The sequence below is a fragment of the Streptomyces sp. Q6 genome (assembly GCF_036967205.1).
GTDB classification, from domain to species: Bacteria; Actinomycetota; Actinomycetes; order Streptomycetales; family Streptomycetaceae; genus Streptomyces; species Streptomyces citrinus.
Genome location: NZ_CP146022.1, coordinates 1,196,633 through 1,221,543 on the forward strand (window position 1 = coordinate 1,196,633; position 24,911 = coordinate 1,221,543).

19 protein-coding genes and 6 pseudogenes are annotated in these 24,911 nt (G+C 73.5%); 9 read left to right on the top strand and 16 right to left on the bottom strand.

The genetic code is table 11. The features are described from left to right. Positions 1-73 precede the first annotated feature (73 nt). A complete protein-coding gene (locus V2W30_RS05685) occupies positions 74-526 on the bottom strand; it encodes a DUF4442 domain-containing protein (RefSeq protein WP_338694157.1) in 453 nt (150 codons plus the stop codon). A 131-nt stretch (positions 527-657) separates the two neighbouring features. On the opposite strand from V2W30_RS05685, the gene V2W30_RS05690 reads away from it, so the two are divergent. After that, positions 658-1,743 carry a hypothetical protein gene (locus V2W30_RS05690; RefSeq protein ID WP_338694158.1) on the top strand — a complete coding sequence of 362 codons (1,086 nt, stop codon included), beginning with the start codon at positions 658-660 and terminating at the stop codon, positions 1,741-1,743. Between the two features lie 78 nt (positions 1,744-1,821). Further along, positions 1,822-3,180 carry an MFS transporter gene (locus tag V2W30_RS05695; protein ID WP_425244488.1) on the top strand — a complete coding sequence of 453 codons (1,359 nt, stop codon included), beginning with the start codon at positions 1,822-1,824 and terminating at the stop codon, positions 3,178-3,180. Here V2W30_RS05695 and V2W30_RS05700 read toward each other — a convergent pair. From V2W30_RS05700 to V2W30_RS05715, 4 genes are all read right to left on the bottom strand, one after another. Next, entirely contained in the window at positions 3,167-3,958 is a 792-nt protein-coding gene (locus V2W30_RS05700) for a fused MFS/spermidine synthase (protein ID WP_338703499.1), read from the bottom strand. The two genes, V2W30_RS05695 and V2W30_RS05700, sit on opposite strands and share 14 nt — an antisense overlap. A gap of 250 nt (positions 3,959-4,208) precedes the next feature. After that, positions 4,209-4,913 carry a patatin-like phospholipase family protein gene (locus V2W30_RS05705; protein ID WP_425244489.1) on the bottom strand — a complete coding sequence of 235 codons (705 nt, stop codon included), beginning with the start codon at positions 4,911-4,913 and terminating at the stop codon, positions 4,209-4,211. 115 nt (positions 4,914-5,028) lie between these two features. After that, a complete protein-coding gene (tuf, locus tag V2W30_RS05710) occupies positions 5,029-6,210 on the bottom strand; it encodes an elongation factor Tu (protein WP_338694159.1) in 1,182 nt (393 codons plus the stop codon). A 304-nt stretch (positions 6,211-6,514) separates the two neighbouring features. Continuing rightward, positions 6,515-7,222, bottom strand: a complete 708-nt coding sequence (locus tag V2W30_RS05715; protein WP_338694161.1) for a DNA alkylation repair protein — start codon at positions 7,220-7,222, stop codon at positions 6,515-6,517. An 87-nt stretch (positions 7,223-7,309) separates the two neighbouring features. Between V2W30_RS05715 and V2W30_RS05720 the strand changes: the two genes are divergently transcribed. Further along, positions 7,310-8,026 (top strand): TVP38/TMEM64 family protein, encoded by a 717-nt coding sequence (locus V2W30_RS05720; RefSeq protein ID WP_338694163.1) that lies wholly within the window; start codon positions 7,310-7,312, stop codon positions 8,024-8,026. A 1-nt stretch (position 8,027) separates the two neighbouring features. Here the strand turns inward: V2W30_RS05720 and V2W30_RS05725 are convergent. The 4 genes and pseudogenes from V2W30_RS05725 to V2W30_RS05745 all read right to left on the bottom strand — a co-directional run bounded on the left by V2W30_RS05725 (position 8,028) and on the right by V2W30_RS05745 (position 12,267). Continuing rightward, positions 8,028-8,743: pseudogene (locus V2W30_RS05725) on the bottom strand (cupin domain-containing protein). Continuing rightward, positions 8,737-9,669 (bottom strand): PmoA family protein, encoded by a 933-nt coding sequence (locus tag V2W30_RS05735; RefSeq protein ID WP_338694165.1) that lies wholly within the window; start codon positions 9,667-9,669, stop codon positions 8,737-8,739. The pseudogene V2W30_RS05725 and the gene V2W30_RS05735 overlap by 7 nt, the downstream one beginning before the upstream one ends. Beyond that, a complete protein-coding gene (locus V2W30_RS05740) occupies positions 9,662-10,819 on the bottom strand; it encodes a Gfo/Idh/MocA family oxidoreductase (RefSeq protein WP_338694166.1) in 1,158 nt (385 codons plus the stop codon). Before V2W30_RS05740 ends, V2W30_RS05735 begins: the two co-directional genes overlap by 8 nt. Positions 10,820-10,942: 123 nt before the next feature. Continuing rightward, a pseudogene (locus V2W30_RS05745) lies at positions 10,943-12,267 on the bottom strand (MFS transporter). 88 nt (positions 12,268-12,355) lie between these two features. On the opposite strand from V2W30_RS05745, the pseudogene V2W30_RS05750 reads away from it, so the two are divergent. Both V2W30_RS05750 and V2W30_RS05755 read left to right on the top strand, forming a co-directional pair. Next, positions 12,356-13,362: pseudogene (locus tag V2W30_RS05750) on the top strand (ArsR/SmtB family transcription factor). A gap of 153 nt (positions 13,363-13,515) precedes the next feature. Then, on the top strand, positions 13,516-14,391 hold the full coding sequence (locus V2W30_RS05755) for an undecaprenyl-diphosphate phosphatase (protein WP_338694167.1): 876 nt from the start codon (positions 13,516-13,518) through the stop codon (positions 14,389-14,391). Positions 14,392-14,401: 10 nt separating this feature from the next. On the opposite strand, the gene V2W30_RS05760 is transcribed toward V2W30_RS05755, so the two are convergent. Beyond that, a complete protein-coding gene (locus tag V2W30_RS05760; protein ID WP_338694169.1) occupies positions 14,402-15,109 on the bottom strand; it encodes an SDR family NAD(P)-dependent oxidoreductase in 708 nt (235 codons plus the stop codon). Positions 15,110-15,211: 102 nt separating this feature from the next. Between V2W30_RS05760 and V2W30_RS05765 the strand changes: the two are divergent. Further along, a pseudogene (locus V2W30_RS05765) lies at positions 15,212-16,065 on the top strand (helix-turn-helix transcriptional regulator). Positions 16,066-16,155: 90 nt separating this feature from the next. Beyond that, positions 16,156-16,329 (top strand): hypothetical protein, encoded by a 174-nt coding sequence (locus tag V2W30_RS05770; RefSeq protein WP_338694172.1) that lies wholly within the window; start codon positions 16,156-16,158, stop codon positions 16,327-16,329. Positions 16,330-16,335: 6 nt separating this feature from the next. On the opposite strand, the pseudogene V2W30_RS05775 reads toward V2W30_RS05770, so the two are convergent. After that, positions 16,336-17,074, bottom strand: a pseudogene (locus tag V2W30_RS05775) (SDR family oxidoreductase). Positions 17,075-17,094: 20 nt separating this feature from the next. After that, entirely contained in the window at positions 17,095-17,760 is a 666-nt protein-coding gene (locus V2W30_RS05780) for a hypothetical protein (RefSeq protein WP_338694176.1), read from the bottom strand. A gap of 305 nt (positions 17,761-18,065) precedes the next feature. Between V2W30_RS05780 and V2W30_RS05785 the strand changes: the two genes are divergently transcribed. After that, positions 18,066-18,542, top strand: coding sequence for a nuclear transport factor 2 family protein (locus tag V2W30_RS05785; protein WP_338694177.1), 477 nt, complete (start codon positions 18,066-18,068; stop codon positions 18,540-18,542). Between the two features lie 101 nt (positions 18,543-18,643). Beyond that, positions 18,644-20,217: pseudogene (gene lnt / locus V2W30_RS05790) on the top strand (apolipoprotein N-acyltransferase). 49 nt (positions 20,218-20,266) lie between these two features. Here lnt and V2W30_RS05795 read toward each other — a convergent pair. The 4 genes from V2W30_RS05795 to V2W30_RS05810 form a co-directional block, all read right to left on the bottom strand. Beyond that, complete coding sequence (locus V2W30_RS05795) at positions 20,267-21,178, bottom strand: Gfo/Idh/MocA family oxidoreductase (RefSeq protein ID WP_338694178.1); 912 nt, start codon at positions 21,176-21,178, stop codon at positions 20,267-20,269. A 659-nt stretch (positions 21,179-21,837) separates the two neighbouring features. After that, positions 21,838-22,407, bottom strand: coding sequence for a hypothetical protein (locus V2W30_RS05800; protein WP_338694180.1), 570 nt, complete (start codon positions 22,405-22,407; stop codon positions 21,838-21,840). A gap of 113 nt (positions 22,408-22,520) precedes the next feature. Next, positions 22,521-23,204, bottom strand: a complete 684-nt coding sequence (locus V2W30_RS05805) for a uracil-DNA glycosylase (protein WP_338694182.1) — start codon at positions 23,202-23,204, stop codon at positions 22,521-22,523. 110 nt (positions 23,205-23,314) lie between these two features. Beyond that, the gene (locus tag V2W30_RS05810) at positions 23,315-24,904 is read right to left on the bottom strand and encodes an ABC transporter substrate-binding protein (RefSeq protein ID WP_425244490.1); all 1,590 of its coding nucleotides are present in this window, start codon (positions 24,902-24,904) and stop codon (positions 23,315-23,317) included. Positions 24,905-24,911 lie beyond the last annotated feature (7 nt).

The following is a 24,911-nucleotide window of genomic DNA, read 5'->3' on the forward strand; positions in this document are numbered from 1 at the left end:
AGTGGTGCTCGCGGTGAATCGCCGGGGAGGTCATCCGGGAGGCCGTCGGGGACAGGTCGGTCACGGGGACAGGTCAGCTGTTGGGACGGAGTGTCCACACGACGGTCATCTCTCCGGTCACGGCGCCGTCGCCCCGGCGGATCGCGATGCTCACGGGGAACTCCGGCCGCTCCCCCGCGTCCAGCTCCGCGACGACGTCGGCGACGGGCCGTCCGAGCGTCGCCGTCGCGGTGACGGGACCCATCGCGAGCTTCTTGTAGGCGATCTCCGCGCTGACGGCCAGCGGCACGGCCCGCGAGAGCTGCTCCCCGAAGGCGGCGAGCACGATGGCGCCGCTCGCGGACTCTCCGAGGGTGAACATCGCGCCGGCGTGCGGCCCGCCCACGTGGTTGTGGAAGTCGGCCTGGTCCGGCAGCGCGACGACCGCCCGCTCCGCAGTGGTCTCGACGAATTCGAGGTTCAGGGTGCGCGCCATCGGCACCGTGGCGGCGAGCATCTCGCCGATGGACATCTGATCTGCGCTCATGGCGGGCATGTTACCCACGAGTAGCAACCTTGGCCATCCCCGCTCCAGAGGTCACGGAACGCGGCAACCGTTGCACGTCCGGTACAGGGCAGGGACACCACCGGCCCCGGGACCCTCTATCGTTTACGGCCATGTGGCCAGGACAGCAGCCGCCCGGGGGCGAGCAGAACCCGCAGGACCCGAACAACCCCACCTACCCGAACAGTCCGAGCACTCCGCCGACGCCGAACCCGTACCAGCAGCCGGGGTTCCAGCAGCCGAACCCCTACCAGCAGCCGGGGTTCCAGCAGCAGCCCAACCCCTACCAGCAGCAGCCGGGGTGGAACGCGCCGACGACTCCGCTCGGCCCGCCGCAGGTGCCGCAGGGCGGTGGCGGTGGCGGCGGTCGCAACACCACGAAGATCGTCGCGATCGTCGCTGCGGCGGCTGTCGTGATCGCGGCCGGGGTGACCGGACTCCTGGTGCTCGGCGGGGACAAGGACGACGACGCCAAGGGCGGCGACAAGAAGTCGCCGGCCGCCAAGCAGTCCGCGTCCAAGGACCCGAGCCCGACCGCGACCGAGGGCGACAACCCGCGCGGTGAGGGCAACAGCGTCAAGCCGGTGGTCGACGGCTGGCAGCCGGTGGTGAACACCAAGCACAAGACGGCCTTCGACGTTCCGCCGGGCTGGGAGGTCAGCGCCAGCGGCGCGGACCAGATCATCGGCTTCGAGTACGACTACAAGGACAAGAAGGGCAAGAAGCAACACGGCACGACCACCGTCTCCGCCCCGGCCGAGTACCAGTCCAAGTGGTGCACGGAGGACTCCGACAAGGACGGGCAGACCGAGGACACCTCGCTGTCCGGCGTCGGCACCCGCGGCGAGGACGGCGCCACGAGCACCGACCAGGCCGCCGAGAACCGGGTGGCGTGGTGGATCTACGGCGGGTACACCGAGCCGTCCATCAAGGCCGTCAAGTTGGGCAAGGCCGAGAAGTTCACCAACGGCCAGGGCATCAGCGGCAGCCTGATCAAGGCGCACTCCGAAGGCACCCCGAACAAGGGCAAGTGCGACAGCGAGGGCAAGGCCGTGGTGTTCGCCTTCCAGAACGAGGAGGGCGACTTCGTGTCCTGGGACCTGTGGGCCGCCAAGGGCGTCAAGGGCGAGCTGCCCGACGCGACGATCGACAAGATCCTCAACTCGGTTCGCTACTACAAGGATCCGACCGCGTCCTGATCCGGCACCGTCCGGCCCCGGCTGGACGGTGCGGTTAAACGATTTGTCACCCGGGCGCGCGGCGGCGATAGTCCCTCAGTGACCTCAGCCGCCGCCTCCCCGCCCCCGCCGCCCTCGACGCCTTCCGAGCCGTCGGAGTCTTCGCCGTCGAAGGGGCCGCGCCGTCCCGCCTGGGCCGGGCGCAACTACACCCTGCTCGCCGTCTCGGCGTTCATCACGACCCTCGGCGCGCACGGCGCGCTGATCGCGTCCGCGTTCGCCGTGCTCGACGCGGGCGGCGACGGCGGCGACGTGGGCCTGGTGGCCGCGGCGCGCACCCTGTTCCTCGTGATCTTCCTGCTGGTGGGCGGCGCCGTCGCCGACCGGCTGCCGCGCCACCACGTGATGGTCGCGGCCAACGCGCTCAACTTCCTCTCGCAGGGCGCCTTCGCGCTTCTCGTCCTCCAGGGCGAGCCACGGCTGTGGCAGATGATGGCGCTCAGCGCGCTCGGCGGCACGGGGCAGGCGTTCTTCAACCCGGCGGCCGAGGGCATGCTCATGGCGTCGGTCTCCGGGGAACAGGCGAGCCGCGCGTTCGCGATGTTCCGGATGGGGATGTCCGGCGCCGCGGTGGGCGGCGCCGCGCTCGGCGGCGCGATGGTCGCCGCGATCGGCCCCGGCTGGGTGCTCGCGGTGGACGCGGCGGCGTTCGCGGTCGCAGGCGCGCTGCGGATGTTCCTCGACGTGAGCCACATCGCGCCGCGCGAGCCGGGCGGCGGCCTGCTCTCCGACATGCGCGACGGCTGGCGGGAGTTCATCGGACGCCCCTGGCTGTGGACCATCGTGGCCCAGTTCTCCGTGGTGGTCGCGGTGGTGGGCGCCGCCGAGTCGGTGTTCGGGCCGCTGGTGGCCCGCGACGAACTGGGCGGGGCCGGACCGTGGGGCCTCGCGCTCGGCGCGTTCGGCGTCGGCACGATCCTCGGCGGCATGCTGATGATGCGCTGGAGACCGCAGCGCCTGCTGTTCGCGGCGACCCTCTCCGTCTTCTCCCTCGCCCTGCCGTCGGCGGCGCTCGCGATCCCCGTACCGCTGCCGGCCCTGGTCGCCGTGATGTTCGTCAGCGGCGTCACCATCGAGATCTTCGGCGTCTCCTGGATCACCGCCCTGCACCAGGAGATCCCGGAGGAGAAGCTCTCCCGCGTCTCGGCCTACGACTGGTTCGGCTCGGTGGCGATGGTGCCGCTCGCGACGGCGCTGGCCGGTCCCGCCGAGTCGGCCTTCGGCCGCACCCCGTCGCTGTGGGGGTGCGCGGCGCTCGTCGTCCTCGCGACGACGGCGGTCCTGTTCGTGCCCGACGTACGCAACCTGCGCCGCCGGGGGACCACCACGGAGGTCGCCGTGTCCACGGCGCAGGAGCCCACGGCCATGACCGCCCCGCAGGACCTCACCCCACGCTGAACGAACCGCCCGGCGGCTCCGGCGACGGCACCGCGTCCCCCTCGGTCACCGGCCGCGCGTCGCCGACGAAGCGGTGCAGGCCCGCGCCGTGCTCGACCCGGGCGGGGAACGCGTCGCGTGCGGTGCGCCGGGCCAGCTCCGGCACGTCGAACGCGGTCTGCGAGGCGACGAGGACGGCGTTGCCGAACCGCCGGCCGCGCAGCACCGCGGGCTCGGCGACGAGGGCCAGGTGCGCGAAGACCGCCCGGAACGTGGCCAGTTGGGAGCGCAGGAACGCGAAGGGCGCACCGTCCGCGAGGTTCGCGGCGTAGCTGCCGCCCGGCCGCAGCACCCGGTCCGCCTCACGCGCGTACGCCTTGGTGGTCAGGTGCGCGGGGACCCGGGACCCGCCGAACACGTCGGCCACCAGCACGTCCACGGAGTCCGACGGCGCGGCCTCCAGCCAGGTCCGCGCATCGGCGCCGTGCACGTCGACGCCCGCGCCGTCCGGCAGCGGCAGGTGTTCGCCGACGAGCGCGAGCAGCCCGCGGTCGGCGTCGACGACGTGCTGGCGCGACCCGGGCCGGGTCGCGGCGACATAGCGGGGCAGGGTCAGCGCGCCCCCGCCGAGGTGCAGCACGTCGAGCGGCCGCCCGTCCTCGGCCGCGCAGTCCAGGACGTGCCCGAGGCGCCGCGCGTACTCGAACTCCAGGTGCGTCGGCTCGTCGAGGTCGACGTAGGACTGCGGCGCCCCGTCGACCGTGAGCAGCCAGGCCCGCCGCCGGTCCACGTCGGGCATCAGCTTGGCGACGCCGTGGTCGACGGCGCGGGTGACGGGTATCGGCTCGGGGTCGGGTGCGTTCACGGGTTCATTGTGCCGGGAGCACGGGGCGGGGTGTGCCGCTCCGGATCTCAGCCGCCCCACACCCGCAGGACCTGCGCCACGTGCCCGGCCGCCTGCTCCCGGCCCGCCCGTGCCGCGGGCGCGCGCCGCGTCGGGTCGAGGGTGTTGCTGCCGAAGGCGCGGCGGGCCGCGCGGTCGGGGGTGATCAGGGTGACGCGGGCGCCGGCGTCGGCCAGCCGGGCGGCCTGGGTGCGGGCCGCGTGCAGGACACCCCGCCGGCCGCGATCGGCGCCACGACGACGACCCGGTCGTGGCCCTCGGCGAGGTGGGCGTTGGCCGGGGAGCGGGTGCCGCCGTCGATCCAGCGGTCACCGTCGAGGGTGACCGGCGGCCAGACCCCGGGCACCGCGCAGCTCGCCGCGACGGCGTCGACCAGGCCGACCCCGCAGCTCCCGTCGAATACCCGGAACGCGCCGGTGCGCGCCTGGACCGCCGTCACGAGGAGCCGCCGGTCCGGCCAGTCGTGCGAGACGAGCCGCCCGGCGATGACCGCGCGCCGCTCCGCCTCGGCGGGCGTGCGGGCGTCGAGGGCGAGGCGCCCGAGCTTGCGCCCGTAGGACTCGATCGAGCGTGAGGAGAGCGCGGCGCGCGCGTAGCGGAAGGTCGCGGTCGAGCCGAGATGCCCGGTCAACTCGCCTTTCGGGACGGCGAGTTGACGCTCGTAGAGCCGCTCGGGTGTGAGCAGGCCCGAGGTGAGCTGGGCGCCCACGACGGCGCCCGCGGAGGTGCCGATGACGGTGTCCGCGTCCCACAGACCGGTGCCGGCCTCGGCGAGCCCGTGCAGCAGCCCGGACATCCAGCCGATGCCGGCGAGCCCGCCGCCCCCGAGGACGAGTGCTCTGCCCGCCACCGCGACCTCCGCCGCCGAGAACCGTCGTGTCAGCGGACAGTGTGACGTACTGGTGTGCGGTCGGGACCCCGGGGTCCCGACCGCACACCGCGCGCTCACCGTCCGGACACCCGGCTCACTCCACGGACGTCACCGTCCCCGCGCCGACGGTCCGCCCGCCCTCGCGGATCGCGAAGCCGAGCCCCGGCTCGAGCGGGACGTCGCGGCCGAGCTCGACCGTCATGGTGACGGTCTCGCCGGGCCGCGCGACGGCGGCCTCGCCGAGGTCGATGTCCCCGACGACGTCCGCGGTGCGCAGATAGAACTGCGGCCGGTAGCCGGTGGCGACCGGGGTGCTCCTGCCCCCTTCCGCCGCCGACAGGACGTACACCTGCGCGGTGAAGCGGCGCGCGGGCCGCACGCTGTCCGGCGCGGCGACGACGTGCCCGCGCCGCACCGCGTCGCGGGCGACACCGCGCAGCAGCAGCGCCACGTTGTCCCCGGCCTGCGCCTCGTCCATCGGCTTGCCGAAGGTCTCGACGCCGGTGACGACGGTCTCGCCCTCCTTGAGGGCGTCGGCCCCGTGGACGCGCACGCGGTCGCCGACCTTGACCCGGCCGCGCTCGACCGCCCCGGTGACGACGGTGCCGCGCCCGCTGATGGTCATGACGTTCTCGACCGACAGCAGGAACGGCGCGTCCACGTACCGCTCCGGCATCGGGACGTACGTGTCCACGGCGTCGAGCAGCGCCTCGATGGACGCCGTCCAGCGCGCGTCGCCCTCCAGGGCCTTGAGCCCGGAGACCCGCACCACGGGCACGGAGTCGCCGCCGTAGCCGTGCGCGGACAGCAGGTCGCGCACTTCGAGCTCGACGAGGTCGGAGAGCTCCTCGTCGCCCGCGTCCGCCTTGTTGAGGGCGACGACGATGTGGTCGACGCCGACCTGCCGCGCGAGGAGCACGTGCTCGGCGGTCTGCGGCATGATCCCGTCGAGCGCGGAGACGACGAGGATCGCTCCGTCGAGCTGGGCCGCGCCGGTCACCATGTTCTTGACGTAGTCGGCGTGACCCGGCATGTCCACGTGCGCGTAGTGGCGCGTGTCGGTCTCGTACTCGACGTGCGCGATGTTGATGGTGATACCGCGCTGCGCCTCCTCGGGCGCCTTGTCGATCCGGTCGAAGGGGACGAACGTGCCGGCGCCCCGCGCGGCGAGGACCTTGGTGATGGCGGCGGTCAGGGTGGTCTTGCCGTGGTCGACATGGCCCATGGTGCCGATGTTCAGGTGCGGCTTGGTGCGCACGTATGCCGTCTTGGGCATGGCTGAGGGTGTTCCTTTCCGGAACAGAAATGCGTGAAGCCTCCAACTGACCGAGGCGGGGACCCCTGAGCGGAACCGACCCTCCCCCTGCGGGGTCCGCCGGAATGTCCGGAGAGGGTCAGCGTCGCGCGCCGTCGACGGCTGCCGCGCCGTGGGCGTCGAGGAGGACGGCAGCCTGAGCAGCGCCCGCGACTGCGGGCGGAGCTGCGAGGAAGGCGTGCCGGAACATGAGGCAGATCCTCGCCCACGCGACGTCGCGCGTCGAATGGTTTTCCGCGCCCGGCGGCCCGGCCTCGCGGTGCGGTCACCCGCCTACGTTCTTCAGCGCTTCCCGCACGGACAGCGGCGCGAGCACGTCGCGGTGGGCGGCGACGAAGCCGCGGACGGCGTCGGCGTCGGTCTTGGCGTACTCGCGCAGCGCCCAGCCGACGGCCTTGCGGAGGAAGAAGTCGGGGTGCCCGGCCTGGCGCAGGCAGTACGCGAAGAGGCGCTCGGTGTCGGTCGCGTCCTTGTAGCGGAGCTGGTGCAGCAGCGCCGTTCTGGCGAGCCAGAGGTCCGGGTCCTCGATCCAGGCGTCCATGGTGGCGGCCAGCTCGGGATCGGCCGCGACGAGAGCGCCCACCACATGGGCGGCGAGCAGGTCGACGGTGTCCCACCAGGGGACGGTCGTGATCAGCTGCCGCGCCACGGGCAGGAAGGGCGAGGTCAGGAGGCGTACGTGGCGCCTCAGGTAGTCGATCGCGAAATAGGCGTATTCGCGCTCGGGCAGCGCCCAGCAGCGCAGCGCGACGGCGGTCAGATCACGCTCGTCGGGCCGGGGCAGTCCTTCCAGGACGGTGCGCGACAGCTGTCTGCGCTCGGGCGAGGGGAGCCCGAGGAACGGGGCGACGTCCTTCATGTAGGCGCGCATGTGCGCGGCCCGCTCCGGGTCGGCCGCGGCGCCGTACACCTCCGTGAGCCGGGGCAGCACGGTGTCGGCGAGCACGCTGGGCGGCGCCGCGATGACGGACATGTGACTCTCCTCGCAAGCGGGGCATCAGCCGGGAAAGTGAGACACAACCTACGGCGATCTTATGTATCCGTCGGTTAGTCTCCCCGGATGTTCGAGACCGTCCCCGCCCGCCCCGCCGGGCTCGCCGCGCGCTGTACGAGGGCTCTGCTGTCTCCCTGGTCACGGCTGTCGCTCCTGGTGATGCTGCTGGCCGCGGGCGCGACGAGCGTGCTGGTCTTCGAGCCGCAGCGGATCCTCGCCGACGGCTGGCCGCCGCAGGTGAACGGGGCGGCGGCGCTGGTCCTCTTCGCCGTGGCGTACGGACTGTGCACGGTGGCGTTCGTGCCGCGGCCGCTGCTCAATCTCGCGGCGGGGGCCCTCTTCGGCTCGCAGCTGGGGCTCGTCGGGGCGATCGGCGGGACGGTGTTCGGGGCCGGTGTGTCGTTCGGCCTCGGCCGTCTCCTCGGCCAGGAGGCGCTGCGCCCGCTCGTGCGCGGCCGCTGGCTGAAGGCGGCGGACGGCCAGTTGAGCCGGCACGGCTTCCGCTCGATGCTGGCGGCCCGCCTCTTCCCGGGCGTCCCGTTCTGGGCGGCCAACTACTGCGCCTCGATCTCCCGGATGGGCTGGCTGCCGTTCCTCCTGGCCACGGCGCTCGGCTCGATCCCGAACACGGCGGCGTACGTGGTCGCGGGCGCCCGCGCCTCGACGCCCACGTCCCCGGTGTTCCTCATCGCGATGGGCTTCATCGCGGTCACGGGTCTCGCGGGCGCCGTCGTGGCATGGTTCAAGCGCCACCAGCTGAAGGGCTCGGCGGACTCCGCGTAGCTCAGTCGGCCCGGTACACGTCGAGGCGCCCGCACATCCCGAACGTCCCGCGTGCGGAGGGTACGGCGGACCGTACGGCCGCGTCGGCGAGATGTCCGGCGTCGCCCGCCGCGAGCCGGTCGAGCTGGTGGCCCGTCGCGGCGGACGCGGCGGCGGCCCCCGCTGCCACCGGGTACGCCACTCCTCGGTCCGCCGCCGTACGAGGGCGGCCGCCGCCTCGTGGAAGGCGGCCAGTTCCTTCGGCTCCTCGCGCAGCCGCAGGTATCCCTCGATCGCGAGATCACGCCGGGCCCGCGCCGCCCGCTCCCGCTCCGCCTCGGGGGCGTCGACGGGCAGGGCGGTGGCGGCGGCGTACGTCTCGGGGTCGGTCAGATAGCGCGGCGGCAGCGTGAGCACGGCGTCGCCGGCCTCCGGGAGTCCGCTGTTCTGCATGAGGACGACGATGCGCAGCGCACCGTCCTCGTTGACGAGGCGGTGGACGGTGCCCGGCGTGAACCAGGCGACCGTCCCCGCGACGAGCGGCGTCTGCGCGTACCCCGACGCGGTGAGCGTCTGGACGGCGCCGCGCCCGCCCGTGACGACGTACCCCTCGCTGCACGTCAGATGCAGATGCGGGGTGCCGCCGCACAGCCCGTCGGCGGCCGGCCAGTCGTACACGGACAGGTGCGAGACGGCGACGCCGCCGGGCAGGCCGGTGAAGGAGGGCGGGCTCACCACGCGTGCTCCGCGAGGTACGTGACGATCTCCTCCCGCTCCCACTGCCCGTCCGCGACGACGACGCGGTAGCGGCGGGTGAGGGTCTCGCCGGGCGCCAGGACGAGTTCGTCGAAGTACGCGAAGGACGGCGCCACGGCCGCGAACGGTTCGTCGCGCACGAACCAGTGCGCGGGATGCCCGCCCCGCTCCCCCGCGTGGTCGTTCTCCGGTGCGTGCTCGAAGACGAGCGTGGCGTGCCCGTCGACGCCGTCGAGCTCGGCGCTGTACGCGAGCCAGGGCGCCTGCGTCCCCATGATCTGCGGGCCCTCGGCGTCGGCGGTCTGCACGCGCCCGTCACGGAAGCCGCGCGGGCCGCGCCAGAACAGCCCGGTGTAGCCCGCGAGTTCACGGCCATGGGTGGTGGGGCTGCCGAAGCGCAGGGGTTCGGCGCGGCGGTTGGTGACGGCGCTGCTCCAGGTCAGCGCCCAGGACCCGGTGGCCGGGTCCACGTCCCGCACGTCGATCCGGCGCTCCTCGTCGGCCCACAGTTCACCGTCGTACGGGTGCCAGGTCAGGCGCTCGGCGAGGGTGGCGGTGCCGTCCTCGCGGGCGGTGACCTCGTCGAAGGCGACGTGCGCCATGGAGCCGACGCGTTCGGGCAGCGGCAGGTAACCCTCGCCGGGCACATAGGAGTTGCCGCCCCACAGGTTCTGCCCCGACAGGTGCGAGGCGGTCATCTGAAGGCCCTTGTGCCAGCGGTGGTCGTTGGGCCGGTAGTCGGTGACGGGGGCGCCGGACAGGGTGCGGATCGGGTGGAGGTAGGGCTTGGGCGCCTCCCACGCGGCCTCGGGGCGGTAGACGTAGGCGAACAGCTCGACGCCGGTGGTGGGTTCGGTGACGGTGATCCGGTCGCCGTGGGTGTGGACGACGCGCAGGGCCTCACCCATGGGAGGCCTCCTCGGCGGGCGCCCAGCCGGGGGCGCCGCCGTGCAGGGCGGTGTAGTACGGGTCTCCGGGACCGATCTCCCCGGCGCGGACGGTGACGTCGGTGAACGCCGACTTGTAGAGGGCCGAGACGAGCTCCAGGCTGGTGCGGCCGTCGGCCCCGCTGCTGCGCGGGCGCACCCCGGCCCGCATCGAGGCGACGAGCTCGCGCAGCTGGGCGAGGTGCGAGCTGGGCACGTCGGTGCCGAAGTCCTGCCAGGAGGCGGCGAGTTCGGCCGGGACGTCGCGAGCCGGGGTGACGACCCAGTCGGCGTTCCCGTACCCGTACAGATGCGTGAGCTCCATGGTCGCGCGCTCGCAGTCGATGCGGATGCGGCTGACCTCGTCGGGGCTGAGGACGCTGTTGACGATCGTGGCCATGGCCCCGCTCTCGAACCGCACCAGGGCGGTGGAGACGTCCTCGGTCTCGACGTCGTGCACGAGCCGCCCGGCCATGGCCCGCACCTCGGACCACGGGCCGAGGATGTCGAGCATCAGGTCCATCTGGTGGATCCCGTGCCCCATGGCGGGGCCGCCGCCCTCGGTGGCCCAACGCCCGCGCCACGGCACGGAGTAGTAGGCGGTGTCCCGGTACCAGGTGGTCTGGCAGTGGGCGACGAGCGGCCGTCCGACGTCCCCCTTGGCGAGCAGTTCCCGTACGTGCCGGGCGCCCGAGCCGAACCGGTGCTGGAACACGATGGCGGCGTACGGCCCGCCCTCCGCGCCCTCCGCGGCCTCGATGGCGTCGAACTCCTCCAGCGACGGCGTCGGCGGCTTCTCGCACCACACCCAGGCCCCGGCCCGCAGGGCGGCGACGGTCTGCTCGCGGTGCAGGGTCGGCGGGGTGCACACGGTGACGAGGTCGGGCCGCTGCTCGTCGAGCATCCGCTGGAGGTCGGTGTACGGGTGCGGTATCCCGCCGTCCGCGCAGAACCGCCGGACGGCGTCGTCGTCGACGTCGACCGCCGCGACGACCTCGACCTCACCCTCCTCGGCGAGTTCCTGGAGGGCCGGCAGGTGACTGCCGCGGGCGATGCCGCCGGCGCCGACGACGGCGACCTTGAGGCGGGAGGCACGGGGGCCGGAACGGTCTGGTGCGGGTGCGCTGCGCATGGGCGCGATCAACACTCCATCGGGGTGCGGTGACGGGGCCTGGTGCGCGGTGACGCCGCCACGGCACGCCGTAGCAAGCGCTTTCCACGCGGGGTCGACGCTATGCGGGGAGGCGGAGGGGGGTCAACAGGGCGGCGGGGCGGATCCGGCGGACCCGGAGCCTCGCGGCGGGGCGGATGCGGTGGCCCTGGAGCCTCGCGGCGGGGCGGATCCGGTGGCCCCGGAGCGCCTGCGCCCCGCCTCGGTCGCCGACAGCGCGGTGGTGTCCGACGCCTCGGTCTCCGCGCGGCGCAGGCCCCGGGCCAGTGCCAGCGTGACCACGGCGGACGCGGCCGCGAGGAGCGGCAGGGCCGTGCGGGGCGAGGTCGCCTCGGCCAGGGCGCCCGCGAGGACCGCGCCCACCCCCTGCATCGTGAGCATCCCCGCCGTGTGCAACCCGAGGGCGTGGCCGCTGAGTTCGTCCGGGGTGAGGGCGAGGAGGTGTTCCTGGAGGAGCAGGCTCGCCGCGAACCCGACCGAGGCGAGCGCGACCGCCACCAGCGCCACCGGAAGAGCGGGCCCCGCGGCGAACAGCAGATAGGGGACGGCGAGCAGCAGGCGCAGCGGTGCGCCGAGGCGGCCGCGCAGCCGCGTGGGCACGAACCGTCCGACGACCGTGTCCCCGGCGAGCATGCCGAACGCCGCGCATGCGAAGAGCAGGCCCGCGTGCGCGGGGTCGTACGGGACGAAGAGGGCTTCACAGCCGACGATCAGGCCGTTGGGGACCCAGAGCGCGAGGTAGACGCAGCGGCGCGCGGGCGAGGACCACAAGCGGGCGTTGCCACGCATCGTCGCGGCGAGGGAGGGGCGCCCCGCGGCCCGCGCCGGGCGCCGGGTCAGGCCGAGGCGGGCCACCGTCGCCGACAGGGCGTACGACGCGGCGGCGATCAGCAGCGTGCCGCGCGGCGACGTGAGCGCCACCAGGAGCCCGCCGACCGCGTAGCCGAGGATCTGGCAGGCACCTGCGCTCATGTTGAGGACGGAGCGGCCGAGGAGGTAGCCGTCCTTGGGCAGGATGTCGGTGAGCAGGCCGTAGCGGACGCCGCCGCCCAGCGCCGCGGGCACGCCCTGCGCGAGGACGAGGGCGAGCGCGGCCGCCGTGGGCAGGCCGGGCGCGGCCTGGGTCGCGGTGGCGACGGCGAGGAAGAGGAGAGTCCGGCGAGGGCCGCGCGGGGCGGCAGCCGGTCCGCCGCGGACAGCAGCGTGAGCGCGCCCACCACCTGGGCGAGTGACGGCCCGAACATGGCGAGCGCGGACAGCAGCGGTGATCCGGTGGAGGCGTAGACGAGCGAGCCGAGGGCGAGTCCGGCGACCGTCTGGGCCGCGACCTGGAACGAGCCGGCGACGAAGAACGGCGTGAACCCGGGCGTGGCGAAGAGATCGCGGTAGGTGCGCGGCAGCGGTGACATGCGGGGAGGCTGCGGGGCGGGACGGGTCGGGCGTTAATGTTTCGCGGACCGGCGAAACCATCGGCCGGGTCCGGGGGAAGGCAGGGTCGTGGGGGTCTGGCAGGTCGACGCGGACACGCTCGCCGACAGCCGGTTCGTGGTCTCGTCGCTCGCCGAGACCACGGCGAGCCTGAAGAAGCTGGCCTCCCCCGTCGCCGCGCATCCCGGCGAACGGCGTTGGCTGGACACGTATCTGCCCGCCTACCGCGCCCGGCTCGCCGCGGACCGGGTCACCGCGCTGCTGGTCGACGCGATGTTCGGCGCGCTGTGGAACGCGGACTTCATCACGCCCACCCCGGTCGGCGAGCGGCAGGACGACCTCGCGGACGGACTCGCGTGGATCCGGGCGACGCCGCCCGCCGCGGTCCGCGCGCACCTGGCGCTCTCGTCGCCCGGATCGCTGCCCGCCGAGCTCGACGGCGCGGAGGACCTGGCGGAGCGCGCCGCGTCGCTGCTGGACTGGGTGTGGCGGGAGACCGTGCGGCCCGAGTGGGCGCGCAGGCGCCGGGTGATGGAGGCCGATGTCCTGGCACGGACCCGGGAACTGACCCGGGGCGGCTGGGCGGCGGCGTTCGGCGGGATGCGGCCGGCCATGGGCTGGGAGGGCGGCGGGCGCCTGCGGATCAACGCCCACGACTATCCGCCGCGGGATATCTCGGGGTCCCGGCTGCTGTTCGTCCCCGTCACCCCGCAGCAGGGCTGGGTGTCGTGGGAGACGGCCCCGCCGCACCGCGCCCCGGGCACGGACCGGTACGCCGTGGTGTACCCGTGCGCGGGGCCCTCGCCGACGCCGGCGGCACGACGCCGCCGGCCGGGCTCGCCGTGCTGATCGGCGCCGCCCGCGCGCACGTCCTCACCCTCCTCGACCATCCGCTCACGACGACGCAGCTGGTCGCGCTGACCGGGCAGGGCCTCGGTTCGGTGGGCCGCCATCTCAAGGTGCTGCTGGACGCGCGTCTGGTCGGGCGGCGGCGGGCGGGCCGCTCGGTGCTCTACTACCGCACGCCGGCCGGCGAGACCCTGCTGGCGGCGCAGGACGACGCCGCCCGCGCGTGAGCCGGATCCGGTCCCCGTGGGGAGCCCGTCACTTTCGGGCGCTACGCTGCCCCGCGTGCGCCCGCGGCCCGTTCGGACGGCGGAGCGCACAGCCCTGTCTGGCCCGCGTCCGCGGCCGGTTCCCGCCCAGCACCTTGGATCGCGTACTCCTCCATGTCTTGGTTCGAATCATTCATCCTCGGACTCGTCCAGGGGCTGACGGAGTTCCTGCCGATCTCGTCGAGCGCCCATCTGCGGCTGACCGCCGCGTTCGCCTCGTGGAACGACCCGGGGGCCGCGTTCACCGCGATCACCCAGCTCGGCACGGAGACGGCCGTGGTGATCTACTTCCGCAAGGACATCGCGCGGATCATCTCGGCGTGGTCGCGCTCCCTCACGGACAAGACGCTGCGTGGCGACCACGACGCGCAGATGGGCTGGCTGGTGATCGTCGGCTCGATCCCGATCGGCGTGCTGGGCGTCACGTTCAAGGACCAGATCGAGGGACCGTTCCGTGATCTGCGTCTCACGGCGACCACGTTGATCGTGATGGGTGTCGTCCTCGGCGTCGCGGACCGCCTCGCGGCCCGCGACGAGGTGGGCGGCAAGCACCGTGCCGTCCGCTCCCGCAAGGAACTCAAGGACCTCTCGGTCAAGGACGGCCTGATCTACGGCGTCTGCCAGGCGATGGCGCTGATCCCGGGCGTCTCCCGGTCGGGCGCGACGATCAGCGGCGGTCTCTTCCTCGGCTACACCCGCGAGTCGGCGGCCCGCTACTCGTTCCTCCTGGCGATCCCGGCGGTCCTCGCCTCCGGCGTCTTCGAGCTGAAGGACGCGAGCGAGAGCGGCCATGTCTCCTGGGGGCCCACGATCTTCGCGACGATCATCGCGTTCGGTGTGGGCTACGCGGTGATCGCCTGGCTGATGAAGTTCATCTCGACGCGCAGCTTCATGCCGTTCGTCTACTACCGCATCGCGCTCGGCATCGCCCTGTTCATCCTGGTCGGCATGGGTGTCCTGAGCCCGCACGCGGCGGAGTCGGCGGGCTGATCGGCCCCCGTCACCAGGCCACGGCCCCGGTCGCGTCGAAGAACCGTCCCGTCGGCCCGTCCGGCCCGATCCGCGCCATGCGGACGATGATCTCGGAGCCCTCCGTCACGGTCTGGGTGCCCTGATTGCCGTTCAGATCGGTCTTGGTGAAGCCGGGCTCGACGGAATTGACGCGGATCTCCGGGAACGCCTTCGCGTACTGGACGGTGAGCATGTTGACCGCCGTCTTGGAGGCCGGGTACGCGATGCCGGGGTAGAAGGCGCCGGGGCTCGCCGGGTCGGACATGCCGGCCAGGGAGGCGAGGCCGCTGCTGACGTTCACGATGACGGGGGCGGCGGAGCGGCGCAGCAGGGGCAGGAACGCGTGGGTGACGCGGAGCGTGCCGAAGACGTTCGTCTCGAAGAGCGGGCGCAGCGTGTCGACCGTCTCGTCGGCGGGGGCGACGATGCCGTTGTCGGCGGTGCGGCCCTCCACACCGGCGTTGTTGATCAGTACGTCGAGGCCGCCGTCGGCCTCGATCCGGCGGGCCGCAGCGGCGACCGACGCCTCGTCGGTGACGTCGATGACGACGTGCCGGGCGCCCAGTTCCTCGGCGGCGACGCGGCCGCGCTCGGGGTCGCGGGCGCCGACGTAGACGGTGTGTCCGGCCTCGACGAGCCGGCGGGCGGTTTCGCGGCCGAGGCCCTTGTTGGCCCCGGTGATGAGTGTGGTGGTCATGCGTCCAGGTTCCGCCGCGCCCCCCGGCGCAGCCAGGCGTCCCGTCTTCCTGGGACTCCCGGTACCAGGAAGATCCGCGGCGGGCGGTGCACAGTGGACCTCATGGCGAGCGTGGAGTCCGGTTCCTTCGGTGCGGCGGTACGGCGATGGCGGGACCGGGTGTCACCGGAGTCGGCGGGGCTGACCGCGAGCGGGCAGCGCCGCGCGGCCGGACTGCGCCGTGAGGAGCTGGCGCTGCTCGCGGGCATCTCGGCGGACTACGTGACCCGCCTGGAGCAGGGCCGGGCCGCGCACCCTCGGACCAGGTCGTGGAGGCGCTCGCCCGCGCCCTGCGCCTGTCCGCCGCCGAGCGCGAGCACCTCTTCCGGCTCGCGGGTCTGGTGCCGCCCGGCCGGGGCACGGTGCCCGCCGCGGTCACGCCGAGCGTGCACCGCCTCCTGGACCGGCTGGCCGGCACGCCCGTCGCCGTGTTCGACGCGGCCTGGACGCTGCTCCTCGCGAACCCGCTGTACACGGCCCTGATGGGCGAGCGCCCGGAGTGGCCCGGCCACGGCCGTAACGGCGTGTGGTGGACGTTCCTCGGCCCCGAGGGGCGGGTGCGGCAGAGCCCGCGCGAGCGGCGGGCGATGGAGACGGCCCTCGTCTTCGACCTGCGGACGACCGCGAGCCGCTACCCGGCCGACCCGCGGCTGCCCTCACTCGTCGCCGAACTGCGCACGAAGAGCGCCCGGTTCGCCGAGTTGTGGGACTCCGGGGCCGTGGGTCACCATCAGGCGGCGCGCAAGACGATCGACCACCCGGACGCGGGGACGCTCACCCTCGACTGCGACATCCTCGCCGTCGCCGGGGCCGATCTGCGGGTCATGGTCTACACGGCCGAGCCCGGCACCCGCGACGCGGACCGCCTCGACCAGCTGGCCCGCTCGGCGGTCCCCGCCCTCACATCCGCCCCGTGAACCTCAACTCCCTTACGCGGACGATCACTTGACGCAGCCGCCCGCTCGCTCAGGGTTCCCAAGCGGCGACGGCGACCGTAGCCTTGCCGCATGCCGCCCGTCCCGTCTGGTTCCGTGCGTTCTGCCGAGGAAGTGAACGAGCAGATCCGCGGCCTCTGGCTGCGCGCGGGCGGGCGCCTGACGACCGAGCAGCGCGCCGAGTACGACCGGCTGGTGACGGAGTGGGCGGCGGCCGTGCGCGCCGAGATCGTCAGGGCCGCCTGACTCCGCTCAGCGTCCCCCGGCCACCCGCAGGACCGTCCCCGTCGTGTACGCCGCGTCCTGCGACAGCAGCCAGGCGATCGCGCCGGCGACCTCGTCCGCGGTGCCGGGGCGGCGCAGCGGGATGCCGGGGCCGACTGCGCGGCCCGGTCCGGGCGCCGCTCGCGGCGTGGATCTCGGTGTCGATGATGCCCGGCGCGACGGCGTTGACCCGGACGCCCACCGGGCCGAGCTCCTTGGCGAGGCCGAGCGTGAGCGTGTCGACGGCGGCCTTGGACGCGGCGTAGTGGACGTAGTCGCCGGGGCTGCCGAGCGTGGCCGCCGCGGAGGAGACGTTCACGATGGCGCCGGTGCCCGCGGCGCCCATGTCACGGGCGGCGCGACGGCAACACAGCAGGACGCCGAGGACGTTGACGTCGACGACGCGGCGCAGGTCCTCGGTGCGGGCCTCGGCGAGCGGGCCGAGCGGCGCGGTGATCCCGGCGTTGTTCACCAGGCCGGTGAGCGGCCCGAGCCGGGCGGCCGCCTCGTCGAACAGCCGCTCCACGTCCGCCTCCTGGGACGTGTCGGCCCGGACGACGGCGCAGCGCGCGCCCGCGGCGGACACGGCGCGTGCCGTCCGCGCGGCCGCGTCCTGGTCGTGGACGTAGGACAGGGCGATGTCGTGCCCGTCGCGTGCGAGTCGCAGCGCGGTCGCGGCGCCGATGCCCCGGCTGCCGCCGGTGACGAGGGTGATGGGGCGGGTCAAGGAGTCCTCCCGTACGGAGATCATGTTGCGCGGGGCGCACCGTACCAGCGCCACGTGCCGACCCGCTCGTGACCCGGCAGTTCACCCCGCCCGGTCAGCCACAGCAGGGTCGGCCACGGCGCGAAGCCGGCGGGGGCGTCCGGGAAGAGGCGGTGCAGCGCGCGGGCGCACAGGTCGGCAGGCGCCTCGAAGTCCACGCCGAGTCCCCGCGCCAGATCGTGGGCGTGCAGGAGGGTCTCGACGACGCCCATCGCGGCGAACCCCTCGGGGTCGCTGATGCCGAAGACGTGGTAGCCGCGGGCCGTCGACGGGGTCGCCCTGACCACGGCGACGAGCAGTCCGCCGCACGCCTCGAGCACGTCGAGCAGGGCCGCGGGGCCGAACTCCCGGTCGGCGGTGATGGTGTTCGCGGGCCCTTCGGGGCGGCGCTTCGCCCAGCCGTACGGCTCCTGGGCCTGCGTCGAGGGGCGCAGCGAGCCGATCCGGCCCGCGTACGAGAACAGGTCGTCGGCGAGGTGCTCGCCGGTCTCCCAGCAGGTCCATTCCAGCGATCCGGCGGGGACGTCCCAGTCGGCGTCGAGCGCGGGGCGCAGGGCGCTCACGGCGAGTTCGACGGCGTGCGCGACGTCTTCGGCGGTGACGGGGCCCGGGTCCGCGACCGCGGGAGTGTTCGATTCTGCTGACATGGGGCGACCGTAGCAGCGATCTTGACGGCCGCCCCGGGGTTTTCCGGCCCGCCGGTCAGCCCTTGCCCTGGCGGGCCTTGCGGGCGATCCGGCGCTTCTGGCGCCCTGTCAGTTTCTTGCGTCCGGTCTGCTTCAGGTACTTCGCCCTACGTTCCTCGTTCTTCATCGACCGCCTCCCCATCAGGACAGGTCGACCCGTTCTCGGACGGGTCGGGGACCGCTCTCGAACAGCCGGATGCTACCGGCGCGCAGCCGGGTCGCGCACGCCCCTTGGCTGCGACCGGCCGGGCCCCGACACTGATCCGATGACGCAGCGTGTGGAACTCGCGACCGTCCTCGACCGGTTCGCCGTCGATGATCTGGTGACCGACTACGCCGCGGCCGTGGACGACGGCGACTGGGCGGCCTACCGCGCCCTGTTCGCCCCGGACGGCCGCGCCGACTACCGCTCGGCGGGCGGGGTGGAGGGCAGCGCCGAGGAAGTCGCCCGATGGCTGTCGTCGACGATGGAGCTGTTCCCGATGCGACAGCATCTGATCGTCAACCGGCAGGTGCGCTTCGACAGCGTGGACCGGGACGTCGGCGACACGGCGCACGTCCGGGCCGACTACGTCAACCCGATGCGGTTCGCGGGCGACGGCTCGTCGGACGCCCCGGACTTCGTGTGCGGCGGCCGGTACGCGTTCCTCCTCGTCCGGACGCAGGGCGGCTGGCGGCTGCGCGGCGTGACCGTGCGCGAGAAGTGGCGCCGGATGCCGGAGCGGGCCGCCGCGGACGCGTGAACCGCTCCCTCACCTCGCGTGGTGCCCACTGTCGTTGATCACTCACGGCGCGCACACTGAAGGCACGTGACGAGAGACGAACGACCCGGGAGGCGCGGCACATGGAGCGACGGCGGCAGCGGCTGGGCGCGTCGCCCTGGTGGCGCGGTGCGGCGGCGGTCGGCGCGGGCGCCCTGCCCGCGCTCGCGTTCCCCGCGCCGTCGCTGTGGTGGTTCGCGTACGTGGCCCTCGTGCCGTGGATGCTGCTCGCGCGCTCGGCGGCCACGCCCGGCGCGCGGCGCTCGACGGCTGGCTGGGCGGTCTCGGGTTCATGCTCGCGGTGCACCACTGGCTGCTGCCGAGCCTGCACGTCTTCACGGTGGTCATCGCGGCGCTGCTCGGCGCGCTGTGGGCGCCCTGGGGGTGGCTGCTGCGCCGCCTGCTGCACGGTGTGCCGTCGGCGGGACAGGCGGCGACCGCGCTCGTCGCGGTGCCGTCCGGCTGGCTGATGGTCGAACTGGTCCGGTCCTGGCAGGGGTTGGGCGGTCCGTGGGGGCTGCTCGGTTCCAGCCAGTGGCAGGTGACGCCCGCGCTGCGGCTCGCTTCGGTGGGCGGCGTCTGGCTGGTGAGCCTGCTCGTGGTGGCCGTGAACACCGGGATCACGGTGCTCGTGGTCGCGCGCGGCGCCCGTACGGCCGCCGTGGCCGGACTCGTCGCGACGCTCGCGGCCACCGGCGTCGCGTGGGCCTGGGCGCCGCGGCCGCAGGTCGACGGCCGGGTGGACATCGCGGTGGTCCAGCCGGGGATCTTCGACGGGACCGGGAGCGCGGACCGCCGTTTCGCCCGCGAGGAGGCCCTGACCCGTACGCTGGCCGGCCGCGATGTCGACCTGGTCGTCTGGGGCGAGAGCAGCGTCGGCCGCGACCTGGACGAGCGACCCGACCTGGCCCGCCGGATCGCGGCGCTCTCCCGCGAGGTCGACGCGGACGTGCTGGTCAACGTGGACGCGCGGCGCCCCGCGTCGGACGGCGGCGCGCAGGGCATCTACAAGAGCTCGGTCCTGATCGGCCCGGACGGCCCGACCGGCGAGCACTACGACAAGATGCGGCTCGTGCCGTTCGGCGAGTACGTCCCGGCGCGCTCCCTGCTCGGCTGGGCCACGTCGGTCGGCAAGGCGGCGGGCGAGGACCGGATGCGCGGCACCCGGCAGATCGTCATGGACGCCCGGCACGACGGCCGGGACCTGCGGGTCGGTCCGCTGGTGTGCTTCGAGTCGGCGTTCCCCGACATGACGCGGAAGCTGACGAAGGACGGGGCGCGGGTGCTGCTCGCCCAGTCGTCGACGTCGACGTTCCAGCACAGTTGGGCGCCGGAGCAGCACGCGTCGCTCGCGGCGGTGCGGGCCGCGGAGACCGGCCGTCCCATGGTGCACGCGACGCTGACCGGGGTGTCCGCGGTGTACGGCCCCAGCGGGGCGCGCGCCGGTTCGTGGCTGGGCACGTCGGCGAGCGCGGCCCGCGTGTACGAGGTGCCGACGGCGCACGGCAGCACGCTTTACGTGCGCTTCGGGGACTGGCCGGTGCACGCGGCGGTGACGGTCCTCGTGGTCCTGGCGGCGGCGGGGGCGGCCCGCCGCTTGCGCCGCGGGGCGGCGGCCTCCGAGCTGCCTGCCGCCCAGGTGTGGCACGGCCGCTGAGCGGGCGGGACGCCGGAGAGCCGACGCCTGGTCCGCCCGCCGAGAGCCCCTACCTCAGGGCTGCGACGCGCTGGACTTCCCGTACGACCTGCTCGCACAGCTCGTGCGTGGCGAGCGCGTCGCGGGCGCCGAGCACCTTGCCCGCCCGTACGGCGTCGAGGAACGCGAGCACGACCTGCTCGATGCCGCGCTGCCGGGCGACCGGGACCCAGTCGCCGCGACGGCGGATCGTCGGCTGGCCCTTGTGGTCGACGATGTCGGCGAGGTTCACGACCTGCCGCTTGGAGTCCTGCCCCGACACCTCCAGGATCTCCTCGGTCGAACCGCTGAGCCGGTTCATGACGCCGAGCGCGGTGAACCCGTCCCCGGCGAGCTGGAGCACCACGTGGTGCAGCAGGCCGTCCTCGACGCGGGCGCGCACGCTGATGTCGTCGACGGTGCCGGGCACCAGGAAGCGCAGGGTGTCGACGACGTGGATGAAGTCGTCGAGGATCATCGAGCGCGGCTCCTCGGGGAGTCCCACCCGGTTCTTCTGCATCAGGATCAGCTCGCGCGGGTGCTCGACGCACTGCGCGTACCCGGGCGCGAACCGCCGGTTGAAGCCGACGGCCAGGCTCACCCCGCGCTCCTCGGCGAGCCGCACGAGCCGCTCGGAGTCGGCGAGTTCGTAGGCGAGCGGCTTGTCGACGTACGTGGGCACGCCGGCTTCGAGGAGCCGCGTCACGATCTCGGGGTGCACCGAGGTCGGCGCGTGCACGAAGGCCGCGTCCAGGCCCTGCCCGAGCAGCGCGTCCAGGTCGGTGTGGCGCTGCGCGTCGGGCAGGTGCAGCTGGTCGGCGACGCGGGTCAGGGTCGCGGGCGTACGCGTCTGTACGTGCAGCTCGACGTCCGCCTGCGTGCCGAGCACGGGCAGGTACGCCTTCTGTGCGATGTCCCCGAGTCCGATGCAGCCGACTTTCACGTTCGTGTACTCCTCTGTCGTGGTGCCCCTGTTACGTCCGGGCAGCATACGGCGGGGCCGTGGGGACGTCCGGCGGCGTGCGCCTTCTCCTCCCCGGACGGCGCCGGAGCCCGGCGTCACCCGTGCGGGGCAACCTCGCACGCAACGGTCCCGCGCCCCCGGCCGCGTACAGGAGAGTTGCCCGGTGCTCAGAAAGTCCAGCTCGGCCACGATCCTGCTGACCGCGGCAGCCGCCGCCGTCACCGCCGCCACCGCTTCCGGATGCGTGAGCGTCCGCACGCCGACCGCGCCGGGCCCGCCCACGCCCTCCGTGAGCGCGCCGCAGCCTCGCCCCGACGGCCACGCCGACCGTCCGCTCGTACAGGAACCCGCCCGTGAGGCGATGGAACGGCAGGGCCCGCGGCCGCACCGGCCGTCCGCGCCGCGCGCCACGACACCGCCCGCCGCGGATCACGAAGCAGCCCCGCCGCCGCGCCGAACGCCACCGCGGACCGCGCCGCGACCGGCCGCGCCCCGGCCCGAGCGGAAACCCGAGCGGAGCGCCGCGCCCGCGGCCCCCGCGACCTCCGGGCAGACCGACGTCTGCGCGCTCGGCCGGCAGTACGGCGGCTGGGACCCGGACAGCCCCAGTCCGTCATCTGCCAGGAGACGTACGGGAGTTAGGAGCTGCTGCGGGGCGGCCCCAGCGGTTCTCCGCCGGGGCGGCCCCCGTCGCTCTCCTCGACGGCCTCGCCCGCGTCGCCGGGCAGCCCGGTCACCCGCTTCTCCAGCCGGGTGAGGGCGGCCCGCACCCCGGCCGCGTAGTCACTGCTCCCGGAGTCCCCCAGCGCGTCCACCACGGCCCACGCCCGCTGCAAGTGGGTGCGGGCCGCGGCCGGCCGGTCGAGCTTCACATAGTCCGCCGCCAGGTTGAGGTGCAGCGACGGGTAGAGGGCGCGCAGCGCCAGGGACTGCTCATGGACGGCGAGGCGCTCCTCCGTGAGCCCGTCGGCGGCGGACAGGGCGCGCAGGTCCCAGGCCAGCTCGTCCGACGGGTCGTCCTGTGTGTCGGCCATGTAGTGCGCGAGTGTGCAGCGGTGCAACGGGTCGCCGTCCTCGCCGATCTCCGCCCACAGGCCGAGGAAGCGGTCGCGCGCCTCCTCGCGGTCACCGGCGTGCGCCAGCATGACCACCTGTCCGATGCGGCTCATCATGGCGTCGTCCGCCGCCTGCTCACCCTGCTCTGCCACTGGCTCCTCCAAGGACTGCTGCCGATGCACGGACACCGCTCACGCGCCGAGCGCAGCCTCAGACGCTAACCGCAGGCACCCACAATCGCGCTCAGGCGCGGCACACCGGGACCTCAGCCCAGGTTCGGGATGGTCCAGTCGATCGGGGTGTGGCCCTGCGCCGCGACCGCCTCGTTGATCTGCGTGAAGGGTCGGGAGCCGAAGAACTTCTTCGCGGACAGCGGCGAGGGGTGCGCGCCCTTGACGACGGTGTGCCGATCGGTGTCGATCAGCGGGAGCTTCTTCTGCGCGTAGTTGCCCCACAGCACGAAGACGGCGGGGTCGGGGCGGTCCGCGACCGCGCGGATCACGGCGTCGGTGAACTTCTCCCAGCCCTTGCCCTTGTGGGAGTTGGCCTCGGAGGCGCGGACCGTCAGCACCGCGTTGAGCAGCAGCACCCCCTGCTCGGCCCACGGCATCAGATAGCCGTTGTCCGGGATCGGGGTGCCGAGCTCGGCCTGCATCTCCTTGTAGATGTTCCGCAGCGAGGGCGGCGTCTTCACCCCGGGCCGCACCGAGAAGCACAGACCGTGCCCCTGCCCCTCGCCGTGGTACGGGTCCTGGCCGAGGACGAGGACCTTGACCTGGTCGTACGGCGTCGCGTCCAGCGCGGCGAAGACCTCGTCACGGGGCGGATAGACGGGGCCCTTGGCCCGCTCCTCCTCGACGAACTCGGTGAGCTCCTTGAAGTAGGGCTTCTGCAGCTCCTCGCCGAGGACGCCGCGCCAGGACTCGGGCAGCATCGCGGTGTCGGTCACGTCAACAACCTCCGGGGTACAGGCACTTTCGACACCTGAGAACCTACCGGCGCCCACTGACAACGCGGGTCCCGGACCCCGCGGACGGGGCCGGGACCGGCATGGCCGGCTCACCAGCTCGTCTTGCGGTCCAGCTCCCACATCATCATGATCGTCGACGGGTCCAGGGCCCGCTCGCCGCCGGCTATCTCCTCGCTGGCCGCGATGTACTGCTTGCCCTGCCACAGCGGCAGCAGCCGGGCGTCGTCCGCCATGATCTGCTGCGCCCGCACGAACTGCCGCACCACGGCGCCCCGGTCGCGCTCCCGGCGCGACTGCGGCAGCAGCTCGTCGGTGATCTCCGGTGAGACGTACGGGGTGTTCAGCGCGTTCTTCTCTCCCACGAAGGGTGCGATGAAGTTGTCGGCGTCCGGGAAGTCCGGGAACCAGCCGCGCCCGAACACCGGGTACTCACCGTCCTTGTACCCCTGCTCGTACGTGTTCCACGGCCGGCTCTTGAGCATCACCGTGAACAGCTTGGAGGCCTCCAACTGCCGCTTGAGCTCCGCGAACTCGGGTGCGGTCGCCGAGCCGTAGCGGTCGGTGGTGTACCAGAGGGTGAGCGGGACCGGGGCGGTGATCCCGGCCTTGGAGAGGATCTCCGCCGCCTTGGCCGGGCTCGGGTCCCCGAAGTCGTCGAAGAAGTTGGTGGTGTGGCCCGCCAGGCCCCTCGGGACCATGGAGTACAGCGGTTCGACGGTGTCCTGGTAGACCTTGTGCGCGATGGCGCCGCGGTCGACGACCTGGGCGACCGCCCGGCGCACGGCACGCTTGCCCGCCCAGGGGTCGTCCGGGTTGAAGACCAGGTAGCTGATCTCCATGCCTGCGCCCTCGACGAGCTGTACGCCCGCGGCGCCGTCCCCGGTCTGGAGGTCGACGACGTCCGAGGCGGCGAGACCGCGGAAGGTCGCGTCGATCTTCTTCGCCTTCAGGGCGCCGACCATCTCGGCGGAGTCCTTGTAGTAGCGGATCGTCACGGCGCTGTTCTTGCGGTCGGCGAAGCCCTTGTAGTTGCTGTTGCCGACGAGTTCGGCCTTCTCGCCGTCCTTGTAGGAGCGCAGCGCGTACGGACCCGAGCCGGTCACCTCGTTGTCCTTGCGGAGCGACTTCGCGGGGTAGTCGTCGGGGTCGACGATCGACATCGCCGGGGTGGCGAGGACGAAGGGGAAGGTCGCGTCCGGCTTCCTCAGGTGAAACGTCACGTCTCGATCGCCGTCGGTCTCCACCCGGTCGAGACTGCCGAGGAGCCCTTCGGGGCCGCCCTTGACGCCGATGGTGCGGATCCGGTCGATGGAGTACTTCACGGCGGCGGCGTCGAGCGTGTCCCCGTCCGAAAACTTCATGTCCTCGCGCAGCTCACAGTGGTAGACGCGGTTGGCGCTGTCCCGGAAGGAGCACTTGGCGGCGTCGGCCTCCGGTTCGGCGGCGCCGGAGGGGAAGGAGACCAGGGTCTGGTACACGTTGCGGAACAGCTCCCACGAGCCGTCCCAGGACGCCGCCGGGTCGAGCGTGCTCGGCGCGCTGGTGGTGCCCACGACGATCGGGTTCCCGTCCTCGGCACCTCCCGAGTCCACCAGGCCGCACCCGGCGAGCAGGGCTATGGACGCAGTCGTCGCCACCGTACGGGTCCGCGTACGGGCGGCTCGCAACCGATTGAACACGCGCACG